Raw genomic sequence first — 23,444 nt, forward strand, 5'->3', positions numbered from 1 at the left:
CATTAGATTTAATGAATGCTACATAACAAATTATGGTTCTAAAATTCATTTACGTCAAAGAACGATCAGTGTAATGACTATTGCGCTGCGTGGTCCTGGTCGCTATCCGCATCCTGTTCAGCCCGCGCTAGCGCATCACGTTCAGACCTATCAGCATTAAATATCGCCTTCATTGCGAAGTAGAAAAGGGCTCCTACACCTAAAGAAGGCAGGATAACCGCAACATATTCCATAATTTCGCCGTTCCTACTCGGGTTTCATCAAAGGAAAGAGAATGGCTTCGCGGATTCCAACACCCGTGAAGAGCATCACTAGTCTGTCCACGCCCAACCCGAGTCCACCCATGGGCGGGGCGCCGTATTCCAAGGCACGCAAAAAATCTTCATCAAGTTGCATTGCCTCAGGATCTCCGGCCGCGGCCGCAAGAGATTGCTGTGTGAGACGGTTACGCTGAACAACTGGATCAATGAGTTCAGAAAAAGCGGTTCCCGTTTCGCGACCGTCAATAACAAGATCCCAGGCTTCAATCAGATCAGGCTTTTCACGGTGCTGACGCGCCAGCGGCTGAGCCGACGGAGGATAATCGCAAACAAATGTTGGTTGAATAAGTGTTGGCTCAACAATTTCACCGAATAGTTCGGTTACCAGTTTCTCCGCATCCCAGGCCGAATCAATTCCGATTTCCTGCTTGGCTGCAATATCCCGTAATTCTTGTGCTGTGGTGGCCGGAGTAATTTCAACTCCAACAGCATCCGAAAGTCCCTTGTAGACAGGAAGCCAAGGCCATTCGCCGTCGAGATTAATCTGTCCGCGAGCCGTTTCAATGACTCGCGAACCAGTTGCGTCTGCTGCGGCAAGAATAATTCGCTGCATGGTTGCAGCCATGGTGAATTGGTCACCATACGCTTCATACGCTTCAAGCATGGTGAATTCGGGACTATGCGTGGAATCAACACCCTCATTGCGGAAGATTCGGCCAACTTCAAAGACTTTGTCCATACCGCCAACAACGGCCCGTTTAAGGTAAAGCTCAATAGCAATACGCAACGTCATCGGTTGGTCGAACGCATTAAGATGTGTGTGGAACGGTCGGGCGGAGGCTCCACCGTGGACGAGCTGCAAAATGGGTGTTTCCAGCTCAATGTACTCCTCGCCATGAAGAGTGTCCCTGATTGCTTTGACAATAGCGGAGCGCGTTTTGACTTGTTCACGGGCAGCGTCACGGACAATCAAGTCCACATAGCGCCTGCGTACGCGCATCTCCTCGGACAGCTCCGCATGCAACACCGGCAACGGCCGTAGCGCCTTGGAGGCCATGGCCCACTCTGTGGCCATAATGGAAAGCTCGCCGGTGCGGGAGCTGATGACTTCACCCTTGATAAAGACGTGGTCACCAAGATCCACAAGTGACTTCCAGTCAACCAGGGCATCTTCGCCAACGTTGGCAAAAGAGAGCATTACCTGCAGGCGTGTTCCCGCGCCTGACTGCAATGTGCCAAAGCAGAGCTTTCCCTTGTTCCGCACAAAAACAACGCGTCCTGTGACTCCTGCGATCTCGCCTGTCGCGGAATCCGCTTCCAAATCCGGGTATTTGGCCCGAATTTCTTCTAACGTGTGGGTTCGTGCCACCCCAACCGGGTAGGCCTGGTCACCTCGCTCAAGCAATTTGGCACGCTTGTCCATGCGGACGAGCATCTGCTCGGAGGCGTCACTGGGCTCGGGGGTGGGGTTATTTTCTGCGCTCACGATATAACAGCTTAGTTGGTGAATCTGAGTGAACCCTCCGTGCCCTTTACTAAACACTCAGTTGGTGACTAATCACTGTGCAAAGTTGCGCGTGTGGACCCCCGAATGACGAGGGTGGCTTCTAGAGTCAAATGTGTGCCGGTGGTATCTTCCCCGGATATTATTTTCAGCAATTCCCCTCCTGCCAAACTTCCCATTTCCCCGGCGGGCAGGTGCACGGATGTGAGTCCCGGGTTGGATGTTTCTGAATACGGCAAGTCATCAAACCCTGTAACGGCCAAAGATTCCGGTACCGCAACTCCTGCCACACGAGCTTCTTGCAAGATCCCATAAGCCTGAGTGTCCGTGGCACATACGAGAGCGGTCACCCCCTGAGCTGACCAGGCTGGCCAGTGACTGGTGAACGCCAGCGCCGCCGTGCCAACATCGACGGTTGTGGACGCCGTGGCGACAACAGCAATCCCCCGCAGCTGTGCTTCTTCACAAAAAGCTTCCCGGCGGACCCGGAAGGTCCCAGTACCTGTTGAACTATCCAGATAGCAGACTGTGTTATGTCCCTGCTCGGCCAAATGCACCGCCAACATCCGTGCCCCATGGGCCACATCAAAGTTTACGGAAGGGACTTCACTTTCAATCCCGGCAGCGTCCAAGAGCACCATGGGATCGCTGGCCCGCAGCTCTGTGAGGAACTCCGCGCTGGGCGCGTCAATGAGTAGTCCCGCCGGTCGCAGTGCAAGCAGCCTTCGCACGTCCTGCGGTTTCGGTGTCTGCCCAGCCTCGGTAACGGAGAGCAATAGCTGAAAGTCTTTGCCAATGGCTTCCTTGACACCCGCAATGACCTTTGCATAAAACGGGTTGGAGACATCTGGAGCCACGAGAAACACTATGTTGCTGCGACCTTTGGCCAGAGAACTGCCCAACCCATTGACCACATAGCCCAACTCTGCGACGGCGGCATCAACCTTGGCGATGTTCTCAGCGGAGACCCGCCCGGCGGTCTTGCCGCTTGTCACAAGGGAGACGGTTGCCGCTGAAACACCCGCCCGGGTGGCGACCATTGCTGCAGTGACGCGTGGCCTCACGGCACTGCCGGACTGTTGTGTTGTTGGCAGCTGCATGAATCGATCGTATCGGTGCGTTGAGCACGCTGCGTCAACCAACGGACGTCAAGCGCTTAACGTGAACCGCGTTAAGCGCTTGACGTACGTAAGACCTCAATGTCAGACTGAATCCTGCGCACGGTCCCTGGACCCTGAATCGCCCCAACGACGTGGAGAAAAAGTGAATCCGGAACAAATCCTCAGCCAGCCAGTTGACGCCGCACATGCGCTCACAACACCTCGCAAGATCATTCTGGATTGCGATCCCGGCCATGATGACGCAGTTGCGCTCCTGCTAGCGCACGGCAACCCAAACATTGAACTATTGGCAGTAACAACTGTTGTGGGCAACCAGACCTTGGAAAAAGTAACGCGCAACGCGCTCAGCGTAGGCACAATTGCCGGGATCACAGGAGTGCCGTTTGCCGCCGGCTGCGACCGCCCCTTGGTGCGCAGTATTGAAACCGCCGCCGACATCCATGGAGATTCCGGCATGGACGGACCAGCCCAGCCTGAGTCGAGCATCACTCTTGACCCTCGTCACGCCGTCGACCTCATCATTGAAACCATCATGACGCACGAGCCCGGCACTGTGACCCTTGTCCCCACTGCGGGGCTAACAAACATTGCCATGGCTGCCCGCAAGGAGCCGCGCATTGTTCAGCGCGTGAAGGAAGTTGTCCTCATGGGCGGCGGCTACCACGTGGGCAACTGGTCCCCCGTGGCTGAATTCAACATCAAGATCGATCCCGAAGCTGCCCATATCGTGTTCAACGCCGGGTGGGAAGTAGTGATGGTGGGCCTTGACCTCACGCACCAGGCGCTGGCAACCCCTGAGGTTGTTGCCGCGATCGAGGCAGTGGGCACCAAACCGGCCAAGTTCGTCATGGAATTGATGGAGTTCTTCACCAAAACATACAAGGACATCCAGGGCTTCGACTACCCGCCCGTCCATGACCCTTGCGCCGTCGCCTATGTCATTGACCCCACAGTCATGACAACGCACAAGGTGCCCGTTGACATTGAGCTGACCGGCACCCTGACCCTCGGCATGACAGTAGCTGACTTCCGCGCACCAGCTCCTGTTGACTGCAAAACCTCCGTGGCTGTGAGCCTTGACCACAAAAAGTTCTGGAACCTGATCACAGACGCTCTTGTACGCATTGGCGAGGTTGAACTTTGAGCCGGCCATCCCAGCTAGCAAAGTCCGGAGCACTAACCAAGCCCGGTAACGTCACGGCTTTAATGATTGCATTATTGACGGCCTGTGTGGCTTTCCAGCTAAACGCCTCAATGCTCAGCCCGGCACTTGTGACAATGGGTGAGGAACTGCGAACCGATCAGGCATCGATTGGCCTTTCCCAGACCTGGTTCTTCACAGCGGCAGCCGTCTTCTCACTATTTTTGCCGCGCTTGAGCGACATCATCGGGCGCAAGAAGGTGCTCATCGCCATGATGGTCCTGATGGGCATTGGCTCGGTCATTTCCGCCATGGCACCGGATATCACGTGGCTGTTTGTTGGCCGCATCATCCAAGGCATTAGCGGACCCACCGTTCCGCTGTGCCTGATCATGCTGCACTCAGCCGTTAAGGATCCCAAAAAGTACGGCGCACTCATGGGCCTGATCACGGCCGTCAACGGAGGCATCGCTGGCATTGATTCTTTTGTGGGCGGCTACTTTGCCGAACACTTTGGTTTCCGGAGTATTTTCTGGCTGATGGTTGTCATTGCCGCGATCGCCACCGTCTTGATCGCCGTTTTGGCAGGAGAGAGCAAACCCGGCGAAGGCACCACAATGGACTGGCTTGGCGTGTTCTTCATTGTTGTTGCCGTCGGCGCCCTTCTGACTGCTTTGAATGAGGCCACCAAATTGGTTGGTGGCATGGAAACCGGTCCACTGCTCAGTGCACTGGCACTGGGCGTGCTTGCCGTTATTGCTTTCATGGCCTTCTGGGCTGTGGAAAAACGCTCCACACATCCCATGGTTGAGACAGTACATCTGCGCCAACGTTCCACCTGGGCCCCACTTCTAACAACAACACTGACAATGACAGGCATCTTTGCCGTAATCAACGGAATTGTTCCGGCGTTCGTCCAAGCAGTGGACCCCGGCTTTGGAATTGGCGCAACCCAGATGAGTTTGTTGATCCTGACTCCCTACGCGTTGCTGGGGTGGCTCTTTGGACCTATTACCGGCCGGATCGCACCCGTCTTTGGCTATACCAAGATGTTGCGGGTTGGGCTGCTGGGTAGCATCGCAGCGCTGGCCATCATCGGATTCTTGGGCCTGCATAGCTTGCCATGGATGATTACGGGCACCGTCTTGCTGGGAATCATGTACGCCGGTACCGTGAACATCATGCTCAATGGCCTTGGCGTGGTCCTCTCCCCCGAGGGCAACCCCGGTTTCCTGCCCGGCATGAACGCCGGAGCCTTCAACCTGGGTGCCGGCCTGAGCTTTTTGGTTCTACCGGCGATTCTGGTGGCGACCGGCCCGCTCAATGGCCATGGCTCTTATCTAAGCGTAGTTCTCGTGGCGATCGCCATCACGGCGGCAGCTTTTGCCGCCTCCCTGCTAGTGCCCAAACCCCTTGATGCGGAGGTTGCACCATGACCACAAAGAAAATAGTGGTGGCGGGTTCGCTCAATGCCGACCTCACCATATATTGTGAACGGCTCCCTTCTCCGGGAGAAACTCTGCACGGCAATGGTTTTGCCGTCAATCCCGGCGGCAAGAGCGCCAACCAGGCTGTTGCCGCCGCCAAGTTGGGCGGCACTGTCACCTTGCTTGGCGCCGTTGGGCGCGATGACAATGGCCGGATGTTACTTGCTTCAACGGCCGGCGCTGGCGTTGATGTCAGCCATGTTCAGCAGGTCGTTGAGCCCACAGGTGTTGCCGTGATTTCCGTGGATGCCAACGGCGAGAACACCATCATTATCTCCGCCGGAGCCAACGGAACACTGTCCGCTGACCACATGTCTCCAGCCGTGTTTGCTGATGCGGGGGTGGTTTGTCTATGCCTGGAGGTTCCCCTGGATACCGTCCAAGCCGCCGCACAGGCCGGGCACTACGCCGGAGCAACAGTGTTGCTAAACCTTTCGCCTTACGCTCCCATCACCCAGGAACTGGCCGAGCTTACCGATGTTTTGCTCGTCAACTCCCACGAGGCTTCCCAGTTCCTTGACGGCTTTGACATGCCTGCCCAGGACGCCCCGGTCACTGACTGGCATGGTGCAATAGCGCAGTTTGGCCAGCGCGGGCTGCACAAGGTTCTTCTCACTTTAGGAGCTGCCGGATCCGTTGTGCTGGATTCGCTGAACACCTCCGAGCAGGTGGTTCGGATATCGCCAACCAAGGTTGACGCTGTAGACACCACCGGGGCCGGAGATGCCTTTACCGGCGCTGTTGCCGCGCGATTGGCAGCTGGGGACAGCCTGATTGAAGCCGCCCGCTACGCATCAGTTGCCGCAGCATTGGCCGCAACAAAGAAGGGCACTCAAGCCGCTTACCCAACGGCAGATCAGCTCCAGGCGCACCTCTAACCGCCTCATCCACCGCCACTGCCCCCTGCCGCCTGCCCCACCCCGGTGAGGTTGGAGATGATGACACCCCGGAGGATGGGGTGTCATCATCTCCAACCTCACCGAACACCTAAAGAACACCGTTCACTATGTAGTCGAGCGTTCTCATACCGCTACGCTAAATCCACGACTGCATCTGGAACCGCGCGCGCTAGAGCTCGCACTGCCCTGACCCAAGAAATCCTGGACGTGGCTCACCGCCAACTAGCCACTGTCGGGGCTAGTGAGTTATCCCTTCGAGCGGTGGCACAGGAGTTGGAGATGGTGCCCTCTGGGCTCTATCGGTACTTTGAGAACCGCGATGCTTTGCTCACAGCGTTGATCATTGGGGCCTACGACGCCCTGGGCGAGCAGGCAGAACAAGCAGTCAAAAACACGCCTAGAGGCGATCACAGCGGCCGGTGGCGTGCCGTATGCCAGTCGGTCCGAGATTGGGCGGTAGCGCACCCACGAGAGTTCACCCTGATTTACGGCTCGTTCGTCACGGACTACCGGGCCACTGCCGACACAGTTGCCCCTGCCGGCACAGTTGCCCCTGCCACTCTCATTCGTGCCCTCACCGCCTGGAGCCAAGTGCTGGGCATCATCAGCCAAGAAGTGTTTGGTCACTTGGAAGGGGCCTTCAGCAATTACGCGGAACTCTTCGATCAGAGTGTTGAGCTGATGGAAGATATGCTTGGTCTCCCGCCCCATCCCTAGGCCGCCCATCTCTAGGCCACCCCACCTCTAGGCCCCCACCTCTAGGCCAGAGCGTGTGAGGTGGCCGTGCCGCCTTCTCCAGCTTCCACATTTTCATCTGCCGGATCCTGCGCCTGGCTACCCAAGTGCCCCCGCGTGAGCTTGTTCATTATCAAGGCAATGGCGCCATCGCCTGTCACGTTCGTGGCCGTGCCGAAGCTGTCCAGCGCGATGTACGCCGCAAACATGAGCCCCACCTCGGCCTCGCCAAACCCAAGCATCTGCGAAAGTAGTCCCGCGGCAGCAGCGATCGCACCGCCAGGAACGCCCGGCGCGGCAATCATCATCACTCCGAGCATCAGGATAAACGGCAGGTAAGAGCCTAAGGTGACGCTGCCGCCCGTGAGCAATAGGACGGCGATTGAGAAACAGGTAATCTTCACCATCGAACCCGACAGGTGGATGGTGGCACACAGCGGCACGACAAAGCCCGATACCGAGTCCGAAACTCCATTCTTCTTGGTAGAGGCAAGCGTCACAGGAATTGTCGCAGCTGAGGATGAGGTACCCAATGCTGTGAAATACGCATCACGCATGTTCCATAGTGCTTTGAACGGGTTAAGGCCGGACATTGCCCCCGCCACGGAGTACTGCGCAAGCAGCACCACGAACGTCAGGGCAAAGGAAACAACGGCTACGAGCAGGAACTTTGTTACAACGGTAACGGCGGAGCCACTGGCTGAAAGATCCATGAAGATGCCAAAGATAAATAGCGGCAGTGCTGGCACAATAATGCGCCGGATCACTGACTCAATGACTGTGCGGAATTCGACGGCTCCGCGAAAGAGCACCTTGCTGTGGAAAGCTGTGAGTCCAATGCCAAGTATGAACGCGAGCACCAGAGCACTCATGACGCCGATCACGGGAGGCAGGACAATCTCTGTCGCCGAGTCACTGGCACTGGCCACCACCGTCAGGTAGGGACTGAACCCCGAGCCGGACTCATCACCAAACGCATCAAGCCCACCCCCTGAGAGGGTCGAGGTGAACAGCCACCTGCTCACGAAGTACGCGAGCAGTCCCGCCAGGACAGTGGACCCGTAGGCGATCAAGGCCGTAATCCCTAGCCACTTGCCGGCGCCTTTGCCAAGCTCGGCAATGGCTGGCATGACAAGCCCCAAAATGATCAGTGGGACAACGAAGCCCAGGAAACCCGAGAAGATCGAGTTGTAAGTCATGAATACGCTGCCGAGCCATACGGGCATCACCGGGCCCGTAAGAATACCTAGGACGATGGCTAGGATAATCCAGCCAAGTAGCGGGATTGATTTCAACAGTTTCATGGTGATCCTCGGGTCGAAGCAGTTGCAAAAACGCGAGAATACGGACCACGATTGTGGCGCAGGGCACGCTTGAGCAATGTTAGACGGAGCGGGAGGAAAACACGTAATCGGGTGTGCGTGATCTGGAACTTCCGTTGATATTGGAGATGATGACACCCCCTCCGGGGTGTCATCATCTCCAATATCAACGGAAGCGGCGGGAAAAATCGTGGTCCGCGAGTTTTAGAGATCAGCCCAGGAGCATGTTATCGATCAGCCGGACAGCCCCCACTTTGGCCGCGATAAGGGCTAATGCCTCTCCAGTGAACGGGGTGTCTTGGCAGTTCTCACCACGCGCGGCAAGTGTCTGCGGATCCACAACTTCCAAATAATCCAGCTCCACCCCGGGCGCGCTACGGACCAATTCCTCGGCTGAGAAGATATCAAGTGGCTCATGGGCATCGGCACGCTGCTTTAAAAGCCGTAACGCACGTGAAAGTACCAGAGCTGCCTCCCGTTCCTGCGTTGAGAGAAAGCGATTCCGGCTGGAGGAGGCAAGCCCATCCGCGTCACGCACTGTTGGCACGGCCACGATGTCAACAGGAAAATTCAGGTCCTTCACCATTGTGCGCACCAAGGTCAATTGCTGCGCATCCTTCTGGCCAAAATACGCCCGGTAAGCCGGACGCCCAGACAGCTCGGGGGCGCCCAGGCCGCCGTCGGGCAACCCCACATGCAGCAGCTTCGAGACAACTGTCAGTGCACCGTCGAAGTGTCCAGGACGTGAGGCACCCTCATAAATCTCCCCCATTTTTCCAGCAGTCACTCTAACCATCGGCTCACCACCGGGATACATTTGCGCCACGGACGGGCAGAACATGAAGTCAACGCCGGCCTGATCCAACAGGGCAAGATCGGCTTCAGTGCTCCGGGGGTAACGGGCCAGATCCCCGGCATCACCAAACTGCAGAGGGTTGATAAACACCGAAGCAACCACCACCGAGTTTTCCGCAACGGCAGTGCCGGCCAGTTCGCTGTGTCCGTGGTGCAGCGCCCCCATCGTAGGAACCAACCCAAGCGTGCCCGGGCGAATCGCCGTTTCTGCGCTTAAGCCCTGGCTCTGCGCGCGAGAGTGCAGCAGCTGCGCCGTCCTAGCCTTGAGTTCGGCGATGGTTTTCACTAGGGCAATACTCATGATCTTCACTTTCGGCAAGGTCTGAAAAACACTTGTTCACTTGTATCAATGACTAGCTAAGCGGTGCCCCGGGGTCCGTTTCAGCGTCGTCGTTGGCCAAAGCTGCTTGGACTCCTAAATACGCTTCGGCGGACAAGAGCCGGCGTCTTGCCGCGCGGGCCGCCGTTGCACCTGACATGGCCAGATAAGCATCCAGTACGTCACGCGAGCCCGTGTCAAGAGCGTGTTCTCGCAGCGCGGCTGAATGGGCCGCGATTGTCCCAACATCGCCCCGGGCTACCGGGCCCGTCAGTGCCGATTCACCCGAAGTGAGAGCGTTTTCCAAGGCGGCCCGCAGCAGCGGTCCCAGGACCTGGTTGGGCGATTCCACACCAATATCACCCAAAATTTGTGCTGCCTGGGCTACAAGTGTGACCATATGGTTCGCTGAGTGGGCTAATGCGCCGTGGTACAGGACCCGATCAGCTTCGGCGATGACCACCGGCTCGGCACCCATCTCAACCACAAGGGCTTGGGCGATGGGCAGCATGGCCGGGTCCGCAGTGACCCCGAAGCAACAATCGGAGAGCCGGGATAAATCCAGGCTCATTCCGGTAAACGTCATGGCGGGGTGCAGCGCCAACGCAATTCCACCGGCCGCTTTTACCGGAGCCAAAACGCCGGTGCCAAAACGACCCGAGGTGTGAGCCACCAGCTGGCCCACCTGCCAGGCACCCATGGCCCCAAGACCAGCCACCAAGTCAGCCAACACATCATCCGGAACGGCAAGTAGAACCAGTTCCGCGCGTTCAACAATGTCAGAGACCTCAAGCACCGGAACCCCAGGCAGCAGCAGTTCAGCACGCTCTAAAGACGCCTCCGAAACAGCTGACACTCCTACAACAGCATGCCCGGCGGAGCGCAGTGCCGCACCCAATACGGCACCTACCTTGCCCGCACCGATGATTCCTATGCCAAGGCGGCCTGGCTTAATGGCCACGTTCATGCTCCTCTGGGAAGAATTTTTGCTCGTCAGCTGTCTTCACTAAACGCGGCGGCTGCGTGGAGATCCCCGGAAAAGGGTCTACCTCAGATTCAAGCCATCTCTCGTTGCGATGCAAACGCCGTGCCGTGGCAGCCCGGACGGCCTGTTCATCGAATAGCTGCAGAGCGTTTGCCACCGACATGTGGTGCACCAGTGGACGGATAGGGCCCACTGTTGAATGCAGTTCAAAGTCGACCAAACCAAGTGCTGCCATAAGTGGTCCCTGGCGCAGGCCCAGCGACTGGGTGCGCTCATGGGGCACAACCTGGAGCCTTCTAAAAAGTACTCCGTGACGGCAAAGCAGAGCCGTCTGCGTAGCCCGGAAAGCGTTATAGCGCCATGCCAAAGGGTCGATCCAACGAGCCGAGCGCGGCGAGTGAACAAATCCTTCGGTGTTACCCGGCCCGCGCAGCCCGGCGGTGAAGACGTCAAAGGGATTTTCAACTCCCGGATCCGGAAACACCAGCGAAAGCACCGTCATGACTTCCTCAAGCGTTCCAGCCGGCAACAGCACCGTCCGTGAACCATTATCCGAGGCATCAGCGCCATAGCCGGCAACATTCACATGTACCCGATACCAACCAAATGGGCGCCATATAGGTCCTTGGCTGATACCAACAGCTTGAACTCGGCCAGGGGGAATAGTCTGGGAACGGGTTTCCAGCATGCCATAGTGGAGCCGCACACCATCCGGGGAAACCGCAACCCTGAAATTAAAATCTGTCGTGATGGATTTCCAGTACGCCGCCCCAATACCGATAAAAATGGGGATAGCGGCAACGAGGATTCCGGGGCTCCCACTCCAGACAACGGCCACCACGGCTGCGGCAATGACAAGCAGGGCAAACACTGTTGTGCTGCTGATAACTGCCGCACCAATAATCCGGCCTGTATTCAGACTAAGCACGTGATGCTCTGGGGCCTCCTGGACCTGCTCCGGGGCTTGCGGATCAACGCTCACCCCTGCCGCACGGGCAAGAATTGCTGCCCGCAGCCGCTTGGCCTCGGTGAGCTTAAGGAAGGAGAGTTTCATAGCCGACTTCCCGCCGTCGGCCACTTCAAATTTCAGTTCCGCAAGCCCAAACATCCTTGCCACCAGCGGTTGCACCACATCGATCGCCTGTACCCGATCAATGCGGGCCCTGCGCTGTTGCCGGAACACCACACCGGAGTTAATGTGCACGTGCTGATCGGTTACTTGGTAGCGGGTGAAGCGCCACGACAGGAAGAACGCCACACCAAAAATGACTATGGCAGCACCTACAACCATCGCAATAAATAACGCTGGAGCGCCACCAGTGGGGGAACCACCGCCGCCCCAATCCTCGCTAAATAGAGAACTCAGCGAGTTCCTGCCAAAAACGAAAATAACGGCAACGATGGCAACCCAGCCGCGGACAAAGGGCGAGACAGGGTGTACTCGATGCCAGGAGTCCTCGGCGTCGGTCCGGAAAAACTGCTCATGAGCGCGAGCTTCCTCGTTCACAAGCCAGCCAATTTTGCCTCACCACGGGCAGAGAGCTGCTCACGGAGGCGTGCGGCCTCAACTGCCGGCAGACCATTGATCAGGGCATTAGTGCCAGGGGATGCCGTGTGGAGGTGGATGGTGCTGAGCCCGAGCAAGCGTTCCAATGGCCCCATGGTCACGTCCACATACTGCATGCGACCGTAGGGCACAACCATGACCCGGTGGAACATGATGCCACCGCGGATCAGTAGGTCCTCGTTACGTTCCGCATAGCCAATAGCACGCACCTGTCGGGGGATGAGGATCATTTCCCACACAATGATGATGACAACTACTGCAGGGGCTGCCCATGCTAACCATGCCGGGTAGCCGCTCCAGACTCCTGTCAGCTTTAGCGTCAGCGGCACTGCTGTCACGGCCAAAAATATCAGGGCGCCAATACCACTGGAAATGAAGCGTGCCGTGATGAGCCTGTCAGAGACGCGCAGAAAGGTAACGTCTTGCGGGTCAATCAGACTGCTTTTTTGCTTACGCAAATTCTTCCTCTCCTCGCCCCTCATGTTTGGGGCGGGGTTTTGCTGTGGGTTCACTGTCCTCGGGCGGAACTTTACAAAAACGCTCTACGATAACGCCCACGGCAACCATCACCAGGGCACCCGCTATCAGGGCAACCATCTGCCAGATCACGGCCAGATCTGCGCGCATGGCAATGGTGGGCAGCTGATCAACTAAAATGCCCAGGTGCCAGCCAAGAAGCACGGCTCCAGCATAAGCGCAGGCTTGGGCCAGCACCACTGTGCGGGCTGCCATCAGCGGATCCAGGGCTTTATCTCGATTTCCGTCCCGCCAGCGACGGACCTTCAAGCCAAGGACCAGGGACACTACGGCGATCAGGGCCATGGTGATCAAGGAACTCAAAGGTAGAACCGGCAGGGCCAGGCTGGCGCGTGAGGTCAGCTCGGTGGTGGCCCACCCAACCGCGGCCACAATAACCGTCACCGTCACCAGCCACGCAGGCCTGATGGTCCGCATTGTGCTTCTCATTGTTGCCTCTTCGATTCGCGTTGGACTACACATTCAACCGTACCGGTTTTTCCCATTTTGGGATTTTTACTGACGGTGGTTCGCCCGTTGCCGTTTAGGAGTCTTGGTTCGCGGAGTTATCTGGCTCAACGCTGATGCCGGGCATGTCTGGTGCCGCGGCCGCCAGTTCTGCCACCGAAGAGCCACTGAGTTTGGCATTGGGCTCCATCAACGACCACGGGTACAGCACGAAGGCCCGACCGGCAGCGCGTGGATGAGGCAGGGTTAGCACTGGATCCACACTGCTTTCTTCCCCATACGTGATGATGTCGACGTCTAGGGTTCGCGCACCCCAACGAACAGTCCGGGTTCTGTGGTGGGAGAGCTCAACCGCTTGGCAATGGGCCAAAAGTTCTGTTGATGTCAGCGCCGTTTCAATGGCGATGACCATGTTCAGAAAATCTGGTTGCCCCTCGGGCCCACCCACTGCTTTGGTGGTCACAACAGGTGAAACGTTTAATAGCCGAACTTCGGGTGGATCAACTAGGTCCCCAACGGCACTCTGCAGTGTGCCTGCACGCTCACCTAGGTTACTTCCCAATGCCAGGATGGCTCGAGTAAGTGGGTGGAGCGCAGTCACGCTTTACCCGCCAGGACGGCTTTGCTTTCACTGGTGACAGACTCGATTTCCTTGACTTTTCCGGCCTCGAGCTCGCTTGCGCGGAGTTGTTCACGGGACCTAAAAACAGTGACGCTCACGTCACCAAAAGGTACCTGAATCGGAGCCTTGGGTTTGTGAATTGTCACTTCAACGGCGTTGAGGATGGGGAAGTCGATGAGGATTTTCTCAACCATGCGAACACTCAATGTCTCAATCAAATCAAATGCTTGCCCTGTCACCATAGCCACAATGGTCTCAGCGACAGCGCCGTAGTTTGCTGTTTTGTGCAGATCATCCGTGGCAGCTGCGGCGGAGACATCCAAATGCAACACAGCGTCAGTGATGAACGGCTGACCGTCACGTTTCTCATGCTCAAAAACGCCGTGATAGCCGATGGCGGTCACGCTTGTCAGCTTGATGCTGTCTTGGCCCATCACTGTGTATCCACACAGGAGGGTTCTGTCTGGCGCGCCGCCGCCAACCGGGCGTTGCGGTTAGCGTTGCCAACTAGGAGCCGGGCGGCAACCTTCGCGGCGTCAAGGCTCGCTCCAACGTCGTGCACGCGAACACCCCAAATACCCTGGGTACCGGCAAGTGCTGTGGTTGCCGATGTAGCGTCGTCACGTTCCTTGGGTGCGGCAGCCTTTCCGGCACTTGTCAGCAAAGAACCCAGGAAGCGTTTGCGAGAGGTCCCCACCAATACCTTGTTGCCCATGTCAGCCACACGATGCAGGTTAGCCAGCAATTCCCAATTCTGATCGGCGTTCTTGGAGAAGCCAATGCCCGGATCAAGGATCAAATTTTCAGGGCTAACTCCTGCTGCATAGAACTTCTCGCGCACCTCGCCCAGCTCACGCACCACGTCATCAACTACATCCGTGTACTGAGTCAGGGAGTCCATGGAACGGGAGTTCCCACGGCTGTGCATCAAGACGTAGGGGACCGCACGCTGCGCAATCAGCGCGATCATGTCCTCATGGACGCGGGCACCAGAAACATCATTGATCAACCCGGCGCCGGCATCCAGTGCCAGTGCAGCTGTTGAGGCGTGACGTGTGTCCACACTGATCAACGCCCCAGCCTTTGCAAGGGTTGAAATGACGGGCAGGATGCGCCGTTGCTCCTCGAGCTCATCGACCTCGAGGGAGCCGGGGCGGGTGGACTCGCCACCCACATCAATAATGTCTGCGCCACCGTAAAACATCCGCAGTCCGTGCGCAATGGCAGTCTCTGTGGAGTCATAATCGCCACCGTCGCTGAAGGAATCCGGGGTGCAGTTCAATATCCCCATCACCACCAGACGGTCCGTCGGCAAGGCCGCAAATGTTGCATTTGACCGCCGGGCGCGAAGGACAGGCAAAGGAGAAGTGGCCGGCCCCGTGCCGGGTGCCGCTGCGAGAGAATCCATTGTGTGTCTAGTTACCTTCCAAGAATCAGGCTCATGGCTTCGGCCCGGGTGGCAGGCTCGTGAAGCAGACCGCGGACAGCGCTTGTGACTGTTTTGGCCCCTGGTTTACGCACGCCACGCATGGACATGCACATGTGCTCACACTCAACGACAACAATGGCGCCGCGGGGCTTGAGGTGTTCGATCAAAGCATCAGCAATTTGGCTCGTGAGCCGTTCTTGCACCTGTGGACGTTTGGCAAATATATCCACCAGCCGCGCGAGCTTGCTTAACCCGGTGACTTTGCCGTCCGACGACGGGATGTAACCTACGTGCGCACTGCCATGAAATGGCACCAGGTGGTGTTCACACGTTGAATAAAACGGGATGTCTTTGACAAGCACCATTTCCTCATGGGCAATATCAAAAGTTGTACCTAAAACATCGGCTGGGTCTTGGTGCAGGCCGGCAAACATTTCTCGGTAGGCCTTGGCTACACGTTTGGGAGTGTCGAGGAGTCCACTGCGTTGCGGGTCCTCACCAATAGCTAAAAGTATCTCCCGGACTGCCGCCTCAATACGTGGCAGATCCATCCCAGCTTCGTCACCCGCGAGGGCGGCGCCATTGGCACCGCCCTGCTGGAAGTCGAGTTCGTCGTCGTAATCAGTCACGGATGTGATTCTATCGCCGATTATGACTGTCCTGGCAGTTGCGGGGTATCGCCCTTGCCAAGATTGATGCCTTGCTGGGAGTTTGGCGCATCTACTTCACCGTCCAGGTGGGCGTTGGCAAGCTGGTCCTGAGGGGAGGTAGCATCCGGAGCAGGGACACCCGCTTCCAGCGCCTGACGGCGTTCCTTGTCGGTAATGACAGGGGGCAGATCAGAGACGGGGCGGGAATCCTTAGATAGCCACACCTTGCGCTGGGGCGGCCTGCGCAGATTCGTGAAAATCTCCGCGATCTCAGCCTGGTTCAGGGTCTCACGCTCAAGGAGTTCAAGAGCCAAACGGTCAAGGACATCGCGGTTGGCTATCAACGCCTCATAGGCGTCGTCGTGCGCCTGATCAATAAGCTTGCGAACCTCTTCATCCACAACCCCGGCAACAGACTCCGAGTAGCCCCTATCCTGGCCAGCGTCACGACCCATGAACGGCTCGCCTGCGCCGGAGCCAAGCTTCACGGCACCAATCCGCTCACTCATCCCGTACTGGGTAACCATGGCACGGGCGGTGGCGGTGGCTTTCTCAATATCGTTTGAGGCGCCGGTTGAGGGATCGTGGAACACGATCTCCTCAGCGACACGGCCACCCATCGCGTACGCCATCTGATCGAGCAGTTCATTACGCGTGATTGAGTACTTGTCATCCTCGGGAACAACCATCGTGTAGCCCAACGCACGGCCACGAGGCAGAATGGTGATCTTGGTGACGGGGGCAGTATTGTGCATGGCCGCAGCCACCAATGCGTGACCACCCTCGTGGTAGGCGGTGATCTTGCGTTCCAGTTCCTTCATGACGCGGGTGCGCTTCTGCGGCCCGGCCATAACCCTGTCAATTGACTCATCCAAGGCACGGTCATCAATGAGCTGCGCGTTGGAGCGGGCAGTCAACAGTGCGGCCTCGTTAAGAACGTTCGCCAGGTCAGCACCCGTGTAACCGGGTGTCTTCTTGGCAACGGCGTTCAAGTCCACACCGGGCGCCATGGGCTTGCCCTTGGAGTGAACGTTCAGGATTTGTTCGCGGCCCAAACGATCGGGCGCCTCAACAGGAATTTGACGGTCAAAGCGGCCTGGCCGCAGCAGGGCGGGGTCCAGGACATCCGGACGGTTGGTGGCGGCAATCAAGATGACGTTGGTTTTTACATCAAAGCCGTCCATTTCAACCAGCAGCTGGTTCAGCGTCTGCTCGCGCTCGTCATTGCCGCCGCCAATCCCGGCACCACGGTGACGGCCCACGGCGTCGATCTCGTCAACGAAGATGATGGCTGGGGCGTTGGTTTTGGCCTGCTCAAAGAGGTCACGGACACGGGAGGCACCCACACCAACAAACATCTCAACAAAGTCAGATCCGGAGATGGAGTAGAACGGTACGCCGGCTTCGCCTGCCACGGCACGGGCCAGAAGGGTTTTACCGGTTCCGGGAGGCCCGTACAGAAGAACACCCTTGGGAATCTTGGCGCCAACGGCGGTGAACTTGTCAGGGTTCTGCAGGAAGTCTTTAATTTCGTGGAGTTCTTCCACCGCTTCATCCGCGCCCGCAACGTCATTGAACGTCACCTGCGGGTGGTCTTTGGTGAGCAGCTTGGCCTTTGACTTGCCAAATTGCATGACCTTGTTGCCGCCGCCTTGCATGCGGGAGAACAGGAACCAGAAAATCAGGCCGATCAGCACGAAAGGGATCAGCAAGGAAAGCATGCTTGACCAGAAGTTATTGGACGCCGGCTGGTCGTCAAATTTTTCCAGTTTGGCATTGTCAATAGCATCAACCATGGTGGTTGCCCGGTAGCCGCCGTAGTAGAACTGGACGTTCTTGCCAGCCTTGCGGTCATCGAGCGTTGTGTAGTCGTCCTTGAGGACCAAGTCCACGCGGCCTTCGGACCCAAAAATCTTGGCCGAGACAACTTTGTCATTCTTGAGCAGGTCCAAGGCTTCAGAAGTGCCGACGCGGCTCTGCCCTGTGCCAGTCAACGTGAATAGGCCGGCCCCAATGAGCACAACCACCACAATGATCCAGACAAATGGACCTTTGAAGAGTTTTTTGACTTTCATGTGTTCGAGGCTAGGCCTCGTCCCTCCCGCTCAACCAATTCATACCTGTACAAGACGCTGCGAGACGTCCTCGAGTAATAGCTTTACACCGTTCGCCTAAGTACACGTACAGGAATTGCCTTTAGTTCCCTGTGGGCATAAAGATTTCCCGCTAAACGGTGCCTTAGACGCAAACAGCCCGCCCTGGGGCCGAGATTTCCTTGGCAAATCTGCGACCCGTCAGCCACCAACGGCTTGAGGGTCTGCTGTTCCTCACCTACAAAAAATATCGCCCCCAAGGGCAGGCTCATGCCCACATCCGCTCACGCGCGGATGTGACTACTCGTAAATGTGCGGAGCCAAGGTGCCGATGAAGTCCAGGTTGCGGTACTTTTCAGCAAAATCAAGGCCATAACCAACAACAAATTCGTTGGGAATCTCGTAGCCAACGTATTTAACGTCAATCTCAACTTTTGCGGCTTTTGGTTTACGCAATAAAGTACAAATTTCAACGGATGCCGGTCCACGTGACATCAGGTTGGCTCGCAGCCATGACAAGGTCAGACCGGAATCAATGATGTCTTCAACGATGAGTACGTGCTTGCCCATGAGGTCCGTTTCAAGGTCCTTCAGGATACGCACAACACCTGAGGACTGGGTGCCGGAGCCGTAGGAGGAAACCGCCATCCAATCCATGGTGACGTGACTGTGCAAGGCCCGGGACAAATCCGCCATAACCATGACAGCACCCTTGAGTACGCCGACCAAGAGGACGTCACGGCCCTGGTAGTCAGCATCAATCTGTGCGGCCAGCTCGGCTACGCGGGTTTGAATTTGTTCTGTTGTATAGAGAACGTGCTTAAGATCGGCTTGGACGTCTTGTGAATCCACCAATGACTCCTGATTGTGAAGGTTTTGGTACTGGTTTTAGTACTATTGGGCGCTTACGTGTTGCGTCTAAGAACTAGCTTCCCATAGCCGGGGCCCTCGTGGGGAACACTCTGGTTGCGGGAGATTCTGTAGGCACTGACTTTTCCTGCGAGTTGAACGGGCCCGGCAGAGCCTGTTCGGTCCAGCAATTTTTCGGCCGCACCGAGTCGCTCAAGGCTTGGCTGGACTCCGCCAAGTTCGACGACGGCCAGCGCCAACATTCTCATCCTCAGGGCCGGAGCCGCTGATCTGAGCGCATCTTCGGACAGGATGATCTCATCAGCGCCACTGTCATCAGCATGGTTTTTCCGGCAGTTGTCAGCACGGTTTTCCGCAAGTTTCCCCGGAGAATCACCCGTGTCTCTGGCTATGCTGGTGTGGTTGGCCGCGCTGGTCCGGATGGCAATTTTGTTGTATTCGGTTGCGGCAAGCTCATCAAGAAAGTCCGCGTCATGACCCAAAATGTTCGCTGATCTGGCCAGGGATTCGGTGATCCCGGGGCCCAGCTCGGCCCGTAGTTGGGGGATCAGCTCGTTTCGGACCCTGACCCGTAGGTATGCCGGGTCTTGATTGGCCGGGTCATGCCATGGCGTGAGTTCTAACGCATCACATATGGCCAAAGTCTCACTTCTGCGCAGTCCCAAAAAGGGTCGTAGATAGATCCCCCGGCGTGCCCGCATGCCGGCCAACGAACGCGTCCCTGACCCTCTGGCGAGTCCCAGCAACACCGATTCGGCTTGGTCATCGAGGGTATGTCCCAACAACACACTGTGAGCACCCACTTCATGCGCCGCGGCCTCAAGCGCCCCAAAGCGAGCAGCCCGGGCAGCCGCTTCCGGGCCGGCGCCGTCATAGTCCAGCTCAACTTCGCGCACAAGTACGGGGTTCAGTCCCAGCGTGCGGAGCTGGAGCGCAGTAGCCTGAGCAACCTCGGCGCTGCCGGCTTGCATCTGATGGTCAACCACGACGGCGCCAACACGAACTTCCCCACGTTTGGCAAAGAACGCGCAAACAGCAGCCAACGCAAGCGAGTCCGGCCCGCCGCTGCAACCAACCAAGATTAGGGGCGGGTTCTGAACCTCGCGGTTTTTACCTGTGGTTTTCAGTCCCAAAAGTTCCCCCACCATGGCCCGAGCCTTGCCAACGGTGGGGTCAAGGCGGCGGCGCGGTTGAGGGCTTCTTGTTCTCGTTTCGGGACGCAATTACAAACCCATCCGCTCAACCCAAAGCCGGGCGTTGTGGATTTCTTTTTCTGTGGGCAGGTTCTCCGCCTGCGTCCACACATGATTGAACCCCTCCATGCCAACCACTGCCACAGCATCCCGGACAAACTTGGCACCGTCACTGTACTGGCGCATTTTTGCGTCCAGACCTAGAAGGTTTCGGAAGAATTTTTCAACAACGCCTCGGTCCTTTCCTCGGCTGTTGAAGCGTTGGCGGATAGTACGCACTGTAGGAACAATGCTTTGGTCAACACCGTCCATCACAACGTTGGCGTGTCCTTCAAGCAGGCTCATAACAGCCGTCAGGCGTGAAAGTGCCGCTTTTTGCTCAGGATTCTGAAGCAAATCCAGAACCCCGCCACGAGGTTGATCTTCCAATGGCAAACCCTCACCCGGTTTCGCCAACTCTTTGGGCTTGCTGGACTTGCTGCCAAGCTGCTTGGCGGATTGCATAATGCGTTCCCCAAAGTTCTCCGAATCCCCCACTAACAGTGCCCCCAGTTTTTCAATCTCACTGAGCATGTGGTGGCGAAGCCAGGGTGCAGCGGCGAATTGCACCCTATGGGTTTGCTCATGAAGGCACACCCAAAGGCGGAAATCGGCCGGTGCCACCTTCAGTTCGCGTTCGATGGTGATGATATTTGGCGCCACGAGAAGAAGGCGCCCACCCGCTGCCTGCTCTCGATCGGAAGTAGCTGGCGCCAGCGCGGAGAAAGGATCATACTGCCCAAGCACTTTACTAGAGAGAAACGCCAGGGCGCCGCCCAGCTGTGCACCAGTGACGGTGGCACTCACGGCCGTGCTTGAGCCCCCGGGGACCGGTTTCCCCCCGGCTTCTTGTGCACTCTGGGCCTGCTTGGCTGCCACGGCACGCAGCACGGGGTCCATCATGACGGCGAAACTTTGCGTATTGGCCTTGGCCCATGAGGCCCGGTCTACCACCAGTACCTCGGAGTCATGCAAGTCCTTGGCGGCCTCAAGCCGACTGATTTCATGCACGTATGGAACTGAGCGTTCAGCCATCAGGCGCAGGTTGTCCACGGCTGCGGAGATTTCGGAACCGGTCAGCGCCGGACCGGCCGGTGCCAAGTTGGCGGCCGTCTTAGCGGCCAACTCCCAATTGACCATGCTGGGAGAAGTGGACGGTGTCGTTGCGGAGTTGCTCTGCGGAGTCATGGAACCATCAGACCACAAAACCCTGACTGCCTGCTGGCCCCTGCGCCCTGCGCCCCTAGCTTGACGCCAAGACGCTCGCGGCTCTGTCAACCACTGACCGGGCGGGGATGGGGCCACCGGTCAATCCGTTAGCCATCATTGAAAAGACAAGTATGCGCCCTTGTGAGTTCACTACGTAGCCTGACAGCGATGTGACAAGGTTCAAGGATCCGGTCTTGGCGCGGACCAACCCTGCTCCGTCAAGCGATGGTGCTGAAACAAAACGGTGCGCCAAAGAACCTGTGAGCCCTGCGATGGGAAGGCCAGGCAGGGCCTGGCCAATCTCTGCTGCCGGGTCCGCCAACATCAGAGACAGCATCTGAACTAGCTGCTGGGAGCTGATCAAGTTCCCGGCTGCCAGACCGGAATTATCTGTGATGGAAATACCTGTCATCTCCAGCCCCAGCTCCTGAACCACCTGTCGAACCGCGGCCACTGCCCCAGAGTTACTGGCTTCCTTGCCCAGTTTCGCCGCCGTCATACGGCCAAGAACTTCGGCTACGTAATTATCCGACTCTTCAAGCATGTACCTGACCTGTTCGGTGACACTGGCCGATTTCACGGTCCCAAGTACCGCACCAGGCTGATTTGTCCCCGCACCATCAGCCGGAGGAGGTGCCTTGCCTCGGGTGATGGCCCCGGTTGTTTTAACTCCTGCATCCTCCAACGCCTGTGCAAACGCTTCCGCCACGGCAACAGCCGAATCTTGGGGACGAGGACCCGATAAAACTCCCGGGATATAGCGTCCTGCATAAAGTGCCATGGGGAAAATGGGGGCAATCTCGCCTACCTCAACATCACCATCACCCCACTTGGGGTTCAATGCAGGTCCCGTGAACAAAGTGTCATCAATGCTCAGCGTTGCTGGACCTGTGACTCCCGCCGTTGCCAGAGTTTTAGCGGTTTGCTGCGCCAAGGTGGCCAGTCCAGCGTGCCCCATCGTTGAGTCCGCTCGGCTGGCACCTGCTGTCAGCAGCGAATCACCACCGGCTAATAACACAATCTCATTGGCCTTGGACCCTGCTATGGCTTGGGTACTGAACTGTGTGCTTGGTCCGAGCGTTTTAAGAACGGCACCCGCTGTCAAAAGTTTCAGGTTAGAGGCAGGAGTCCTGGCTTTTTCGCCGTCCTGGGAGAACAGCGTCTCGCCTGTCAGCGCATCGGTGACGTACATGCTGAAGGTTCCCTCGCCGTCGAACATCAAGGCTTTCTTCAACCCGGCAGAAAGCGCACCAGGATCGGGGATGGGCGCGGTGGCCGCAAGCGGGGAGACACCGGAAATTTCGCCAAGTGATGTGGGTGCCTGCTGTGCCGCCGGCAGCACAACTACCGAGCCCGGGTCAAGCGGGAAGAACGCCGGGATCACTTGCAGGCCCACGGGAACACTCACAGCGGCGAGTGCACATACGAGCAGGCCGCTCGTCACCACTTTTGACGTGCGTCCCATACTGCAGGCAATTCCTTCGTCTGTGATGGTCCCTGCGTGCAATTGGCTGCAGGAATTGGGCAATAATGGGCCTAGAAGGTCCAGGCGGGTTTCGGCGCAGCGAAAGCGCCTATATCCTCAGTCTAGACGGAATTTTTGTGCGCGGGCTCGCCCGGTCTCGCACACCAACATATTCAGGAGCACAACGATGAAGCACGACGTCACTATCGAGATCCCCCGTGGATCACGTGTTAAGTATGAAGTTGACCACGAGACCGGCCGTGTACGCCTGGACCGTGTGCTGTTTACGTCCATGGCGTACCCCACCCATTACGGCTTCTTTGATGACACTCTGGGCGAAGACGGCGATCCTCTTGACGCACTCGTGATGCTGCAGGATTTTGATCTGCACCCGGGCGTAGTTGTTGATGCCCGCCCCATCGCAGTTTTTAACATGACCGATGAATCCGGCGGAGACGCCAAGGTTTTGTGTGTTGTTGATGACAAGCGTTTTGATCACATCCAGGAGCTCTCCGACGTGGACGATTTCTTGGTCAAGGAAATCGAGCACTTCTTCACCCGTTACAAGGATCTGGAACCCGGCAAATGGGTCAAGGCTGCGGGCTGGGACAACCGCGCCGCCGCGGAGACCGAGCTGAACGCATCCATTCAACGGTTCAAAGACACCCAGCACTAATTATTTCCTGAAACAAAAA

The 23,444-nt window shown here is 57.5% G+C and carries 22 protein-coding genes; 5 read left to right on the top strand and 17 right to left on the bottom strand.

All coding sequences use genetic code 11. The features are described from left to right. Positions 1 to 246 precede the first annotated feature (246 nt). Together lysS and AAFM46_RS15640 are read right to left on the bottom strand one after the other, a co-directional pair. Positions 247 to 1,695: a lysine--tRNA ligase gene (gene lysS / locus AAFM46_RS15635; RefSeq protein ID WP_343320474.1), complete on the bottom strand. Its 1,449-nt coding sequence runs from the start codon at positions 1,693 to 1,695 to the stop codon at positions 247 to 249. A gap of 119 nt (positions 1,696 to 1,814) precedes the next feature. Then, entirely contained in the window at positions 1,815 to 2,864 is a 1,050-nt protein-coding gene (locus AAFM46_RS15640; protein WP_283529015.1) for a LacI family DNA-binding transcriptional regulator, read from the bottom strand. Positions 2,865 to 3,027: 163 nt separating this feature from the next. Here AAFM46_RS15640 and AAFM46_RS15645 point away from each other — a divergent pair, with 163 nt between their 5' ends. The 4 genes from AAFM46_RS15645 (at position 3,028) to AAFM46_RS15660 (ending at position 7,129) form a co-directional block, all read left to right on the top strand. Continuing rightward, positions 3,028 to 4,029 carry a nucleoside hydrolase gene (locus tag AAFM46_RS15645; RefSeq protein ID WP_343318726.1) on the top strand — a complete coding sequence of 334 codons (1,002 nt, stop codon included), beginning with the start codon at positions 3,028 to 3,030 and terminating at the stop codon, positions 4,027 to 4,029. Positions 4,030 to 4,091: 62 nt separating this feature from the next. Continuing rightward, complete coding sequence (locus AAFM46_RS15650; protein ID WP_343320475.1) at positions 4,092 to 5,462, top strand: MFS transporter; 1,371 nt, start codon at positions 4,092 to 4,094, stop codon at positions 5,460 to 5,462. Further along, positions 5,459 to 6,391: a ribokinase gene (locus AAFM46_RS15655; protein WP_343318728.1), complete on the top strand. Its 933-nt coding sequence runs from the start codon at positions 5,459 to 5,461 to the stop codon at positions 6,389 to 6,391. Before AAFM46_RS15650 ends, AAFM46_RS15655 begins: the two co-directional genes overlap by 4 nt. 228 nt (positions 6,392 to 6,619) lie before the next feature. After that, positions 6,620 to 7,129, top strand: coding sequence for a TetR/AcrR family transcriptional regulator (locus tag AAFM46_RS15660; RefSeq protein ID WP_343318730.1), 510 nt, complete (start codon positions 6,620 to 6,622; stop codon positions 7,127 to 7,129). Between the two features lie 41 nt (positions 7,130 to 7,170). Here AAFM46_RS15660 and AAFM46_RS15665 read toward each other — a convergent pair whose 3' ends face one another. The 15 genes from AAFM46_RS15665 to dacB form a co-directional block, all read right to left on the bottom strand. Further along, positions 7,171 to 8,451 (bottom strand): dicarboxylate/amino acid:cation symporter, encoded by a 1,281-nt coding sequence (locus tag AAFM46_RS15665; protein WP_343318732.1) that lies wholly within the window; start codon positions 8,449 to 8,451, stop codon positions 7,171 to 7,173. A 229-nt stretch (positions 8,452 to 8,680) separates the two neighbouring features. Continuing rightward, entirely contained in the window at positions 8,681 to 9,625 is a 945-nt protein-coding gene (gene panC, locus AAFM46_RS15670) for a pantoate--beta-alanine ligase (protein WP_343318734.1), read from the bottom strand. A 52-nt stretch (positions 9,626 to 9,677) separates the two neighbouring features. Further along, positions 9,678 to 10,604, bottom strand: a complete 927-nt coding sequence (locus tag AAFM46_RS15675; RefSeq protein WP_283529005.1) for a DUF2520 domain-containing protein — start codon at positions 10,602 to 10,604, stop codon at positions 9,678 to 9,680. Further along, positions 10,594 to 12,135, bottom strand: a complete 1,542-nt coding sequence (locus tag AAFM46_RS15680; RefSeq protein WP_283529003.1) for a PH domain-containing protein — start codon at positions 12,133 to 12,135, stop codon at positions 10,594 to 10,596. Before AAFM46_RS15680 ends, AAFM46_RS15675 begins: the two co-directional genes overlap by 11 nt. After that, a complete protein-coding gene (locus AAFM46_RS15685) occupies positions 12,132 to 12,677 on the bottom strand; it encodes a PH domain-containing protein (protein WP_343320477.1) in 546 nt (181 codons plus the stop codon). The genes AAFM46_RS15680 and AAFM46_RS15685 overlap by 4 nt, the downstream gene beginning before the upstream one ends. Next, entirely contained in the window at positions 12,646 to 13,161 is a 516-nt protein-coding gene (locus AAFM46_RS15690) for a DUF3180 domain-containing protein (protein WP_343318735.1), read from the bottom strand. The genes AAFM46_RS15685 and AAFM46_RS15690 overlap by 32 nt, the downstream gene beginning before the upstream one ends. Before the next feature lie 94 nt (positions 13,162 to 13,255). Continuing rightward, positions 13,256 to 13,780, bottom strand: coding sequence for a 2-amino-4-hydroxy-6-hydroxymethyldihydropteridine diphosphokinase (folK, locus tag AAFM46_RS15695; protein ID WP_283528997.1), 525 nt, complete (start codon positions 13,778 to 13,780; stop codon positions 13,256 to 13,258). Then, positions 13,777 to 14,235, bottom strand: a complete 459-nt coding sequence (gene folB, locus AAFM46_RS15700; RefSeq protein ID WP_343318737.1) for a dihydroneopterin aldolase — start codon at positions 14,233 to 14,235, stop codon at positions 13,777 to 13,779. Before folB ends, folK begins: the two co-directional genes overlap by 4 nt. Beyond that, entirely contained in the window at positions 14,235 to 15,209 is a 975-nt protein-coding gene (folP, locus tag AAFM46_RS15705; protein WP_343318739.1) for a dihydropteroate synthase, read from the bottom strand. Before folP ends, folB begins: the two co-directional genes overlap by 1 nt. Positions 15,210 to 15,220: 11 nt before the next feature. Further along, positions 15,221 to 15,781, bottom strand: coding sequence for a GTP cyclohydrolase I FolE (gene folE, locus AAFM46_RS15710; protein WP_283530099.1), 561 nt, complete (start codon positions 15,779 to 15,781; stop codon positions 15,221 to 15,223). 98 nt (positions 15,782 to 15,879) lie between these two features. After that, a complete protein-coding gene (gene ftsH, locus AAFM46_RS15715) occupies positions 15,880 to 17,955 on the bottom strand; it encodes an ATP-dependent zinc metalloprotease FtsH (RefSeq protein WP_283528993.1) in 2,076 nt (691 codons plus the stop codon). Between the two features lie 318 nt (positions 17,956 to 18,273). Continuing rightward, positions 18,274 to 18,825 carry a hypoxanthine phosphoribosyltransferase gene (gene hpt / locus AAFM46_RS15720; protein ID WP_283528992.1) on the bottom strand — a complete coding sequence of 184 codons (552 nt, stop codon included), beginning with the start codon at positions 18,823 to 18,825 and terminating at the stop codon, positions 18,274 to 18,276. Positions 18,826 to 18,878: 53 nt separating this feature from the next. Beyond that, positions 18,879 to 19,991 (bottom strand): tRNA lysidine(34) synthetase TilS, encoded by a 1,113-nt coding sequence (tilS, locus tag AAFM46_RS15725; protein WP_343318742.1) that lies wholly within the window; start codon positions 19,989 to 19,991, stop codon positions 18,879 to 18,881. Positions 19,992 to 20,066: 75 nt separating this feature from the next. Beyond that, positions 20,067 to 21,263 (bottom strand): zinc-dependent metalloprotease, encoded by a 1,197-nt coding sequence (locus AAFM46_RS15730; RefSeq protein WP_283528988.1) that lies wholly within the window; start codon positions 21,261 to 21,263, stop codon positions 20,067 to 20,069. A gap of 55 nt (positions 21,264 to 21,318) precedes the next feature. Further along, positions 21,319 to 22,749, bottom strand: a complete 1,431-nt coding sequence (gene dacB / locus AAFM46_RS15735; protein ID WP_343318745.1) for a D-alanyl-D-alanine carboxypeptidase/D-alanyl-D-alanine-endopeptidase — start codon at positions 22,747 to 22,749, stop codon at positions 21,319 to 21,321. Positions 22,750 to 22,936: 187 nt separating this feature from the next. On the opposite strand from dacB, the gene AAFM46_RS15740 reads away from it, so the two are divergent. Beyond that, positions 22,937 to 23,425 (top strand): inorganic diphosphatase, encoded by a 489-nt coding sequence (locus tag AAFM46_RS15740; RefSeq protein ID WP_283528983.1) that lies wholly within the window; start codon positions 22,937 to 22,939, stop codon positions 23,423 to 23,425. The last annotated feature ends 19 nt before the right edge of the window (positions 23,426 to 23,444 follow it).

This window comes from Arthrobacter sp. TMP15 (assembly GCF_039529835.1).
Classification (GTDB): Bacteria; Actinomycetota; Actinomycetes; order Actinomycetales; family Micrococcaceae; genus Specibacter.